Source organism: Halanaerobium congolense, assembly GCF_004366375.1.
Lineage (GTDB): Bacteria > Bacillota > Halanaerobiia > Halanaerobiales > Halanaerobiaceae > Halanaerobium > Halanaerobium congolense.
Genome location: NZ_SOEF01000022.1, coordinates 43,356 through 54,963, shown reverse-complemented (window position 1 = coordinate 54,963; position 11,608 = coordinate 43,356). Strand labels below are relative to the sequence as shown.

At 35.9% G+C, this 11,608-nt stretch carries 10 protein-coding genes and 1 other annotated feature; all 10 genes read right to left on the bottom strand.

Going from position 1 to position 11,608, the window contains the following annotated elements; all coding sequences use genetic code 11:
* Positions 1–79: 79 nt before the first annotated feature.
* The 10 genes from C7954_RS09015 to pheA all read right to left on the bottom strand — a co-directional run bounded on the left by C7954_RS09015 (position 80) and on the right by pheA (position 11,136).
* The gene (locus C7954_RS09015; protein WP_243833665.1) at positions 80–469 is read right to left on the bottom strand and encodes a thioredoxin domain-containing protein; all 390 of its coding nucleotides are present in this window, start codon (positions 467–469) and stop codon (positions 80–82) included.
* Positions 470–652: 183 nt separating this feature from the next.
* Positions 653–2,053 carry an aminopeptidase gene (locus tag C7954_RS09010; protein ID WP_073158522.1) on the bottom strand — a complete coding sequence of 467 codons (1,401 nt, stop codon included), beginning with the start codon at positions 2,051–2,053 and terminating at the stop codon, positions 653–655.
* Between the two features lie 166 nt (positions 2,054–2,219).
* Positions 2,220–2,963 carry a SurA N-terminal domain-containing protein gene (locus C7954_RS09005; RefSeq protein WP_073158519.1) on the bottom strand — a complete coding sequence of 248 codons (744 nt, stop codon included), beginning with the start codon at positions 2,961–2,963 and terminating at the stop codon, positions 2,220–2,222.
* A 166-nt stretch (positions 2,964–3,129) separates the two neighbouring features.
* Positions 3,130–4,329 carry a chorismate synthase gene (gene aroC, locus C7954_RS09000; protein ID WP_073158516.1) on the bottom strand — a complete coding sequence of 400 codons (1,200 nt, stop codon included), beginning with the start codon at positions 4,327–4,329 and terminating at the stop codon, positions 3,130–3,132.
* Between the two features lie 80 nt (positions 4,330–4,409).
* A complete protein-coding gene (aroF, locus tag C7954_RS08995; protein ID WP_073158514.1) occupies positions 4,410–5,462 on the bottom strand; it encodes a 3-deoxy-7-phosphoheptulonate synthase in 1,053 nt (350 codons plus the stop codon).
* A gap of 5 nt (positions 5,463–5,467) precedes the next feature.
* The gene (gene hisC, locus C7954_RS08990) at positions 5,468–6,577 is read right to left on the bottom strand and encodes a histidinol-phosphate transaminase (RefSeq protein WP_110300669.1); all 1,110 of its coding nucleotides are present in this window, start codon (positions 6,575–6,577) and stop codon (positions 5,468–5,470) included.
* On the bottom strand, positions 6,574–7,866 hold the full coding sequence (gene aroA / locus C7954_RS08985) for a 3-phosphoshikimate 1-carboxyvinyltransferase (RefSeq protein WP_133505592.1): 1,293 nt from the start codon (positions 7,864–7,866) through the stop codon (positions 6,574–6,576). Before aroA ends, hisC begins: the two co-directional genes overlap by 4 nt.
* Positions 7,850–8,791 carry a prephenate dehydrogenase gene (locus tag C7954_RS08980; RefSeq protein WP_089716732.1) on the bottom strand — a complete coding sequence of 314 codons (942 nt, stop codon included), beginning with the start codon at positions 8,789–8,791 and terminating at the stop codon, positions 7,850–7,852. Before C7954_RS08980 ends, aroA begins: the two co-directional genes overlap by 17 nt.
* Complete coding sequence (gene aroF / locus C7954_RS08975; RefSeq protein WP_133505591.1) at positions 8,784–9,833, bottom strand: 3-deoxy-7-phosphoheptulonate synthase; 1,050 nt, start codon at positions 9,831–9,833, stop codon at positions 8,784–8,786. Before aroF (C7954_RS08975) ends, C7954_RS08980 begins: the two co-directional genes overlap by 8 nt.
* Positions 9,834–10,269: 436 nt before the next feature.
* Positions 10,270–11,136, bottom strand: a complete 867-nt coding sequence (gene pheA / locus C7954_RS08970; protein ID WP_073158502.1) for a prephenate dehydratase — start codon at positions 11,134–11,136, stop codon at positions 10,270–10,272.
* Between the two features lie 138 nt (positions 11,137–11,274).
* Positions 11,275–11,523 (bottom strand) — a binding site (T-box leader).
* Between the last annotated feature and the right edge of the window lie 85 nt (positions 11,524–11,608).

Genomic DNA, 11,608 nt, shown 5'->3' with positions numbered 1-11,608 from the left:
AAATCTTTCACCCACCGGGTGAAAATAATATTTTGATAGAATGTTGCTATATTAGGACTGATAATTTATTTCGTGGTTGCTATGAATAATTCAGGTTTTTAATATCATCAGCCAAATCTATTCTCTCTTGGTCAGAGATATCTAAAATATCTTCAATTAAAGAAGTGAACTCATAACCGGAAGGAATCCCATAAAAATGAACTCCACTATCCTGTCCATCATTATTTAAAAAAATAATTGCTGGAGCTCTATCTATACCAAATTCAGCCGCCTTTTTGCTGCCTAATAAATGAGTTTCAAAATTTACTTTCTCATCAAGTTCAGTTACTTCTTTTAAGATTTCCTCTGTATCTCCACAGTACTGACAGCCATCTTCTTTAGTAAAAAAAAGTAAATTAACTTCGTCTTTTAAATTTTTAGTGAACAATTCTTTGATTTTAATTTTTTCTTCCTGGTCTATCTTTGCCATTAGATATCACTCCTTGAGTTTTATTAATTATTAACTTCACTTGTTGGCAGTCAATATAAATTTCGATTTTAGCTTATCATATTTATTATATACGATATAACTTTAATTAAAGTTAAGCAATTAACATTTTAAAAAATAAATTAAGCTGGGAAAAAGGTTTTACTGATCCCACAATATATTAATTTATTTTTCTAGAAATACATTATAGGCCAAATAAGAATGGTAAACATCTGCTTTGCTGACAACTTCGTAAGGTGAATGCATTGATAGTACAGCTGGTCCACAGTCAACTACATCCATATTATAATTGGCCAAAAACTGGGCAATAGTTCCTCCACCACCCTCATCAATTTTGCCGAGCTCAGCTGTCTGCCAGATTACTCCAGCCTTATTGAAAATACCTCTAATTTCTCCCATGAACTCAGCACTTGCTTCTGAAGCTCCAGCCTTACCTCTAGCACCGGTATATTTTGAAACAACAATACCCTTACCGAGATAAGCTGAATTATGCTTAGCATATACTTCTGCAAAGTCAGGATCATAGGCTGCACTAACATCAGCTGAAAGGACCTTGGAGTTCTGCATTACTTTGCGGACAATTAATTCACTATAATCATCATAATAAAGATCAACCAGGTTAGCCACCTGATCTTCAAAGAAATGAGATTGCATTCCAGTAGAGCCCATACTTCCTACTTCTTCACGATCCATTAATAAAAGAACTGAAGTATATTCAGGATTCTGCACATCTAAAATTGCCTCAAGCGCTGTATAACTGCAGACACGATCATCATGACCATAACCGGCAAGTAAAGCTCTATCAAAACCGGCATCCCTGGTTTTAAATGCTGGAACAATCTGCAGATCAGCACTGATAAAATCTTCCTCTTTAAAATCATATTCAGCCTGCAGGTGATTTAAAACAGCTGTTTTTATTTTATCCTTTGCCTCTTCATCAGCAACAGGAATACTGCCGACAACTACATTTAGCTGCTCACCACTTATTCCCTCAGTCATTGATTTTTTCATCTGTTTTTTTCCCAAATGTGGCAGTACATCACTAATAAAGAAAACTGGATCTTCTTCCTTTTCTCCAATTTTAATTTCAATTTGACTACCGTCATCTTTAACAACCACGCCGTGTAAAGCTAACGGCATTGTTACCCACTGATATTTTTTAACTCCTCCATAATAATGGGTCTTAAACATTGCCATCTCACCATCTTCGTAGAGTGGGTTCGGTTTTAAATCAAGTCTTGGTGAATCAATATGGCTTCCTACAATTTTTAAACCTTCTTTCAAATCTTTCTCACCAATAACTGCCGCCAGTAAGGCCCGAGATCGATTTTCCACATAAAATTTGTCGCCTTTTTCTAATTTTTCATATTCATTAATATTTTTAAATCCAGCCGCTTCTAACTCTACAACCGCAGCACTTGCAAATTCTCTCTCTGTTTTATTTTCAGTTAAAAATTTAGCATATTTTTCATTAAAAGCAAAAACTTCATTTCGTTCTACTTCTTCCATCTCTGTCCAGGCATTTTTAGCCTGATATAAATTATTATTTTTTTGATCTTTAGTCATCAATAATGCCTCCCATATGTGTTAGATTACTCTTTAATAGTATACCAGTAAATATAATTAATTGTAAGTAATCAATTTACAATAACTAAAAAAAGTAAAAAGCCCTGCTTTTCACGACAGGACTCGTAGATCTGAAATATATATAATTTTTATTTAAGAGCTTTAATTAAATATTTTTTTCGATTTCTGCTTTTTCTCTTAAATTCTCAACATACTGACTAATTTTCTTATTTCTTTTTTGTTGTTTTAACATCTCTTTTATTTGTGGTTTAACTTTTTCTAGAGGTTGAGTTTTACCATTTTTAGTGAATTGTTCCTTATTTTCCTGATAAGTCTGCTTGATTTCAGCTTCCGAAACTTCCAGATTAGAAACCACTTCTTTTTCAACTAATTTATTTATTTTTAACTGTGGATTTTTTACGAACTTTTGTTTATATTCTTTTTCAGTTTTAAAACCCTGTTTTTTAAGAATTGATAGAAATTTTTCCTGATTTAAATTGTTTCTTTCTAATATTGCTTTCTTTTGTTTTTGATAAATTTCATTTTTTTCTTTCTGAGTCAAACTAATTCCTTTTTGCTCTACCTGCTGTTGTAATAGAAGATTATTGATCAAACTCTCAAGCTGCTGTTCCTTATATTTTGCCAGAACCTTCTGTCCACTTTCTGTATTAGTTAGAGTCTGAACAAACTGTGGACTAATTCGATTTATTCCCATTAAAAGTTGATTCAGATTAGTCTTCTGAGCTAATTGTTGATTAGTAATTTTTTCTCCATTAACTCGGGCAACGATTTTTGCTTCCGTTTTACTTTTAACATTTGAATCTGCTGGCTGATTTGAATTTTGTGCAGCAGCTGTCAAAGGAACCGCTAGAACAATGATTAATATAAGAGCTAAAATTTTCTTTTCCATTTTCAACCACATCCTTTTTAAATTATAACATCTTCAAATAAAAATCTTAATAATTACTGCTGAAATTATTAGTTAAACATCAGCTAATAACTAATAAATTCAGCTTATCTATAAAAAGTATAATAAGTGGTTATTAAAATGAGATTAAAATCAACTAATTATCAGATTAAAACTTCTTTAACTGTTCTAAATAGCTGTTATAATTACGCTTGATTTCTTTGATGCTATCTCCACCAAATTTATCAGCTGTACTCTGGGCAAGAACTATAGCTGTAACAGCCTCACCTACAATGCTTGCTGCTGGAACTGCACAGACATCGGAACGTTCTTTAGCTGCAGTTCTTTCTTTTTTAGAAATTATATCTGCTGAATGAAGTGCTTTCGCCAGGGTGGGGATTGGCTTCATTGCCAGTCGAATAATTAATTCTTCTCCATTTGTCATTCCACCTTCAATTCCACCTGCCTGATTAGAGCTGCGGTAAAAGCCTTTATTTAAATCATAATAAATTTCATCATGAGCTTTAGATCCCGGCAGTCCAGCACCTTTAAAACCAGATCCAATTTCTACACCTTTTATCGCCTGAATACCCATCAGCTGAGCAGCAAGTTTGCTTTCCAGTTTTAAATCCCAGTGGACATGACTGCCTAAACCTACCGGAAGACCAGTCACGACAATCTCAAAAACTCCCCCAACCGAATCTCCATTAGCTCTCCAGGAGTCGATTAAATTTTTCATGGCTTCTGTTTTTGTGCTGTCACCACAGCGGAGAGGGGTCTGATCTAGTTTTTCAAAATAATTATTAATAGCTTCTTGCTCATTAAAACTCTCTGGATTTTTAGCTTTTAAGTCTGTCCAGTTTTCACTTTTTAAATTTCCAATCTGAACTACATGACTGTAAACATTAACCCCGAATTCTTCTAAAAACTGTCTGGCAACAGCTCCCACTGCAGTTCTGGCTGCTGTTTCTCTGGCACTGGCTCTTTCAAGTACATTTCTCAAATCACGATGGTTATATTTTAAAGCGCCTGGCAAATCTGCATGACCTGGTCGAGGATTAGTAAGAGCCTCGACTTCAGCACCTCGTTCTTTATCCGGTGCCATAGCTTCTAACCAGTTCTGCCAGTCCTTATTTTCAATTGTCATGCTCAGAGGTGTTCCGAGAGTTTCTTTATGGCGCAGACCAGAATTAATAATTATCTTGTCACTCTCAATTTTCATCCGGTTCCCGCGCCCATAGCCCTGCTGTCTTCTATATAGCTCGTCATTTATTTTTTCAACTTCTACCCTCAGCCCGGCCGGCAGATTTTTAATAACTGCAGTTAACCTTGGCCCGTGGGATTCGCCAGCTGTTAAATATTCGAACATTTAACTACCTCCTCAAATTTCTCTGTTTTCCATTTTTTTACTTAGTCTGAATTGCTGCTATTACTAATAACTGCTCAATTTTATTTATAAGCTATTTTCTTTTCTCTAGCCTTAAATGTTTTTAAAGAGGTAGTTATTGCATCTAACTCATCCATTAACAACCTAAAGTTAGCCGGTTTTAAAGATTGAGGACCATCTGATAGCGCATTTTTCGGATGGGGATGAACTTCTACCATAATCCCATCTGCTCCAACTGCAGCTGCAGCTCTAGCAACAGGAATAACTAACTCCCAGCGCCCGGTACCATGACTTGGATCAGCAATCACCGGCAGATGGCTTAGCTGTTGGACTAAAGGAATTGAGCTTAAATCCATAGTATTTCGAGTTTCTTCCCCAAAAGTCCGAACTCCTCTTTCACATAAAATCACATTGTGGTTACCTTCATTCATTACGTATTCGGCAGCAAGCAGCCATTCCTTGATTGTTGCAGCCATTCCTCGTTTGAGCATAACAGGTTTATCCAGTTTCCCTATCTCTTTAAGCAGAGCGTAATTCTGCATATTGCGGGCACCAATTTGGATAATATCTGCGTATTTGCAGACAACATCTATATGGGCAATATCCATTAATTCAGTTATTACTTTGAGCCCCGTTTCTGCTCTAGCCTCTGCTAAAAGCATCAGCCCTTCTTCACCTAAGCCCTGGAATGAATACGGAGAGGTTCTTGGTTTAAAAGCTCCACCGCGCAGTATTTTTGCCCCAGCAGCCTTAACAATTCTTGCTGTTTCCAGTATCTGCTCCTTATTTTCTACAGAACAGGGTCCAGCCATTATTGTCAGCTCATCACCACCAACTTTAACCCCATCTCCTAGGTCAATTACTGTTTTATCCTGTTTGAAATTCCAGCTGGTTAGTTTATAGGGGTCAGAAATGACAACTACTTTTTCAACAACACTCATCACCTGCAGCTTTTCTTTCAAATTAATTTTTTTATCAGGTGCAGCTCCAACAACACCAACAATAGTAGTTTCTGCTCCTGTATCAGGGTGAGCAGTAAAACCTTCAGCTTCTATTAACTTAATTACTTTCTTCTCATCTGCTTTAGTTGATCCATGTTTAAGTACAGCTATCATATCAATTATTCCCCCTCTTTTAATACGGACTTTAATTTTCTAATAAAATATTCATTATCAGCCCGAGTCCCAATTGTAACTCTGATCCAGCTGTCCATTCCGAATTGATTACCTGGTCTAATAATTACCCCCTGCTGCTGCAGTTTTCTAAAAACTTCAGCAGCCGGCATTTGAGTGTCCACCATTAAAAAATTTGCGTGAGTTTCTATATATTCCAATTCTAATTCTTCGAATTTTTGGTAAAGAAAGTTCTTTTCCTTATCATTTAAATTTTGACAGATTTCTACATGAGATTGTGACTCGAGAGCAGTTACTGCTGCTTTTTGAGCTAATCGGTTAACATTAAAAGGACCTCTGATTCGATTCAAATAGTCTACGAGCTGGGGATCTGTTAAAGCATAGCCAATTCTCATTCCAGCTAGCCCATATACTTTTGAAAAGGTACGCATCAGCATTAAATTAGAGTGCTTTTCCAGCAGTTCTATCCCATCAAAATAACTTTCTGCTGTTATGTATTCCAAATAAGCCTGATCAACCATTATTAAAATTTCATCTGAAACTCTCTCTAAAAAAGACTCGATTTCTTCTTTTTTCAGCATTGTTCCGGTCGGATTATTCGGGTTACAAATTAAAATAGCCTTAGTTTTATCAGTTATTTCTGCTTCCATTGCTTTAAGATCATGCTTATAGTCAGTATCTACGGGAACTTTTATACTTTTTCCTCCCCGAGACTTAACAGCTAATTCATACTTAATAAAGGCAGGATCAGCCTGAATCACCTCATCACCCTGATTCAAAATTAAAGTCATCAAAAGGTCTAAAATCTCATCTGATCCATTACCTAAGAAAATTCTTTCCTTATCTAATTGATATTTTTCTGAAAGAGCCTTTTTCAGCTCTCTGCTGTCTGAATCAGGATAAAGCGAAATATTTTTTGCCTCGGACTGAATTGTATCTATCACCTGAATTGCAGGCCCCAAAGGGTTTTCATTTGAAGCAAGTTTAACTATTTTTTCTAAACCATATTCTTCTTGAACTTCTTCTATACTTTTACCAGCCTGATAACGGTTCATTTCCTTAACTCCATCTGCAATATTATCTATTATTTTTTTCATCCTCTCACCTCTGCTAAAAGTTCTTTAAAATTTGGAAAAGAAGTAGAAATAATTTCACTACCATTAATTGTTATTCCCTTTTCAGTATTTAAAGCTAGAACTGCCAGTGACATTGCTATCCGGTGGTCATGGTAACTTTCAACTTCAATTCCACCCTTAACTTTTTGTACACCGGTAATTTCCATCCCATCTGGATTTTCTATGATCTCAATTCCTAAACGTTTAAATTCCTTGACTACAGCAGCAATCCGATCAGTTTCCTTAACTCGCAATTCTTCTGCATCTTTAATTATAGTCTTACCTTCTGCCATAACTGCCATTACAGAAATAATAGGAATTTCATCAATCAAGCGGGGGATAATCTCACCACTAACTTCACAACCCTTTAATTTAGATGCTTTAACCAAAATATCTGCTGTAGGTTCCCCTCCCTCGTCTTTTTGATTTAAAAGTTCAATCTTTCCGTTCATTGCCTCAACTATTTCTAAGAAGCCGCTCCGAGTCTGATTAATACCTACATTTTTAATTAAAAGACTGCCGCTGTCTGCTAAAAGACCTGCTGCTATGAAAAAAGCTGCGGAAGAAATATCTCCAGGAACTTTAATATTAAAGGGACTTAATTTTCTTTCTGCTGCCTCTTTTAAAATTATTCTATCTTTTTTTATTTCTAAATCCACACCGGCTCCTTTGAGCATTCTTTCTGTATGATCCCTTGAAACTGCAGGTTCAACAATTACTGTTTCGCTTTCTGTCTTTAAAGCTGCCAGTAAAATAGATGATTTAAGCTGGGCACTAGCAACAGGAAGTTCATAATTCATACTCTGCAGTTTTTGACCTTTAATACTAAGTGGAGCCAAGCCATCCTTCCGGGACCAGATTTCAGCTCCCATATTTGAGAGTGGGCCAATTATTCGCTGCATTGGACGTTTTCGCAGTGAGTGATCACCTGTTAGAACTGAATAAAAATCCTGAGATGACAAAAGCCCGGCTAAAAGCCGCATTGAAGTACCCGAATTCCCGCAGTCTAGAACATTATCAGCTTCCTGCAGTCCATTAAGACCTCTGCCCTGAACTGTATAATTCCCTGTATTTTCTTTTGTGATTTTTATTCCTAAATCACGCATTATTCCCATTGTACTCAAACAATCTTCTGCTTCCAGCAGTCCTTCAATTTTACTCTCACCTTCTGCTATTGAAGCCAAAATCAGGGACCGATGTGAAATTGACTTATCACCTGGAACTTTTATTTTGCCATTAATTTTTAAAGCTGGATTAACTTGATAACTCATTGTTTCCTCCTCGTTTCTCTCTACTTTTATTTTTGATTTCTGCTGCATTTGCTAAAAAATTTAAAATCTTATTTTTTTCATTATTTTCTATAATTAACTGCAGTTCTTTTAATTCATTTATATAATTGGCAATTAATTCTGCTATATTTCCTCTATTAGAAATTATTATATCCTGCCATAATTCTGGTGAACTCCCTGCAATTCTAGTCATATCTCGATAACCACTTCCGGAAAGCTGTAAAAAATCATCTGTAAAATCTTTCTCAGAACTTAAATTAACCAGAGCTGAAGATAAAAGATGAGGCAGATGACTTAAATAAGCTGTACAGCGGTCATGTTCTTCAGCTGAAATAATATGAACTCTGGCGCCTGTCTTCTCAATTAAATCCCGTAGTTTATTCAGAAGCTCTACCTCTATTCCCGATCCCTTTAAAGCTTCACTCAGCTCCAGTGAACTTTTATCGGCTTGAATCCAGGGGGTAAGAATAAAAGGTGCTTCCTTAAATAAGTCAGCCTGATGCCAATCTAAACCTGATTTGTGGGATCCAGCCATTGGATGGCCCCCAATAAATATTTTTGCTGTTCCAGCTAAAATTTCTGCTGCCTGCTGCATAATTTCTTTTTTTGTACTACCGAGATCAATCAGAAGCTGTTTTTTTTGACTGCCGTCCCTGATCTTTCTAATAACCGAAGCTATTGCTGCTACCGGAACCGCAATAAAAATTAAATCACAAGCACTTAAGTGATTTTTAATCTCTGTAAATCCCTGATCAATAATGCCTAATTTCTCTGCTTTTTTTATACTCTCTGCACTTCTATCAACAGCAGTTATTTCAATTTCTGAATCAGATTCTTTCAAAGCAGCAGCCATTGAAGCCCCGATCAGGCCAATTCCAACAACTGCTATTTTTTTAAATTTAAGCATATGCAATTCTTCTTTCTTTAGTTTCAAAGTTGTGCAGAGATTTAGAAATGGCATTTATTTCATCCATCATCAGTTGGAAATTCTTAGGTTTTAAGGACTGAGGTCCATCCGAAAGTGCATTCTGGGGATCAGGATGAACTTCAACCATAATTCCGTCTGCTCCAACAGCAACTGCAGCTCGGGCAACAGGAGTTACTAATTCCCAGCGTCCAGTACCATGACTCGGATCAGCAATTACCGGCAGATGACTCAGCTGCTGAACTAAAGGAATCGAACTAAGATCCATGGTATTCCTTGTTTCCTCGCCAAAGGTTCTAACTCCTCTTTCACATAAAATAACATCATGGTTGCCGTTATTCATTACATATTCGGCAGCCAACAACCACTCTTTAATAGTTGCTGCCATCCCTCGTTTGAGCATTACAGGTTTATCTAATTTTCCGATCTCTTTTAAAAGTGAATAGTTCTGCATATTACGGGCACCGATTTGAATAATATCAGTATATTTACAGACAACATCAATGTGCTCAACATCCATCAGCTCAGTCACTATTTTAAGACCTGTTTCCTCTCTAGCCTCTGCCATCAATTTTAATCCTTCTTCACCTAAACCCTGGAAAGAATAAGGTGAAGTTCTTGGTTTAAAAGCACCTCCACGTAAAATTTGGGCTCCTCCAGCCTTAACAATCTTGGCTGTTTCTATGATCTGATCTCTATTTTCGACTGAACATGGTCCTGCCATTACTGTCAATTCCGAACCACCAACTTTAACACCATCACCTAAATCAATAACTGTTTTTTGCTGTTTGAAATTCCAACTTGTTAGTTTATAGGGATCAGAAATAAGTACAACTTTTTCGACTGCTCCAAGAGTTTGTAATTTTTCTTTTAAGTTTGATCTTCTTGCAGGATCTCCCAAAACACCTACTACTGTTTTTTCTACTCCTTGAATTGGATGAACCTCAAAGTTTTCGCCTCGAATTATTTCAATCACCTTATTTTTATCTTCCTGACTTGCATTTCTTTTTAATACTGCTATCATAATAAATTCTCCTCTCTCCTCTTTTAATGTGCAGCTACCGTTTACACAACTATCTTTTGTAAATATTCAATATCAACATCCATTTTCAAATCCTTAAATAATTGTTAAAAAACCTCTAAAAATACAAAAAATCGCCCCTTAGTCAGGGCGATTGATATCGCGGTACCACCTGTTTTAATCTCATTAAATAACAGATTATCTCTACTGGAAGCCAACACTTCCGCACCGGGTAACGACGGCTGACGGCCTTTAAGCTTACTTGTTTCCTTTCAGCTGGCAACTCAAGAGGTGTATTTCGGCTTGATGCTTACTAGGTCCTCTTTCAAAGTTTTTAAATGAATTTATTTATTTAATGAATATTATAGCAGGCAATTTTAGTTCTGTCAAATAAAAATACTGCTTTTTCGCCCAATTATTCAATTTTCAAAATGCATAATTAATCTATTATTGTTTTGGGATATGAACCTAAAAGTCTAAAATATGAAGACATTGTTTCTACCTCTGCTAGAGCAGACTTCAGTTGTTCATCAGCAGCAGAACCTTTTAAATCAATATAAAAAATATATTCTCCTAAACGCTGACGACTTGGTCGCGATTCTATCCTCGTCAAATCAATATTTTCCTCAGCAAATTTTCCAAGCATCCGATAAAGAACTCCAGCCTCATTAACTTTAGGTGCACAAATAATTGATGTTTTAAAATCACTTTCCGCTAATTCTCCCAAATGATTATTTTTAGAAAAATCTTTATCTCTTTTTGCTGCCAAAACAAATCGAGTAGAATTTGGCAGATTCCCCTGCAAATTTTTTTCAATAACTTCCAATTCATATATATCTGAAAGCCTGATTGACCCAACTGCAGCTCTATTTTTGGCCTCTACAGCTTTTTCTGCTGCTGCTGCAGTGCTATCTGTATAAATAATTTTAGCATTTTTAAATTTCTCAGCTAAATAATCACCAGACTGAGCAATTGCCTGTGGGTGGCTATAAATCTCCTCAATATCTGCCTTTGCAGTTCCCTTTTGAACTAATAAATAGTGGGAAATGGGTAAGATTATTTCTCGATAAAGCTTTAATTCTGAATTCTGATATAGTAAATCTAGACTTAAATTTACCGATCCCTCTAATGAATTTTCTAAAGGCAGTAGACCAAGGTCAACTCGATCACTGTTTACAGCTTCTACAAGATCCCTAATTGAGGGATAGGCAGTTGTTTCACCTCCATATTTTTTACAATAAGTTGAAATTGCCTGTTCACTAAAAGTTCCAGGTGGTCCTAAATATCCATATTCTAAACTACTCATCTACTCACTCCTTTTTTGTGCAGCTGCCGTTTACGAAACCAATTTTTGGAAATTAATTTTTAAACATATAAAATAGCTGCCAGTCTATCTAATCTTCCCAGAAACTCACCAGAAAATGCAAAAAACCCCCGTTCTAATTAAAGAACGAGGGTTGTTATTCTCGTGGTACCAATCTTTTTGGCTAAAAAGCCCACTCAGCAATTACAGGAATTAAATTATTTCCGATAATCTGTCTGGATAACGGTAGACCTCCGGTTCAAGCTTACTTTTTAGTTCAGCTGACAACTCACAGGGGAACTTCATTAAAATAGTTATCGGCAGGCTCTCACTAACCCCGCTTCGCTGAGATAAATATTTTTAATTACTTTCCCTGATCAATGTTTTTAATTTTTTAATTTTAATTATCACTTGATTTTTAATAATTTTATCTTATAAAAGATCTTTTGTCAAGCTCAATCTGAATTAAAATTAT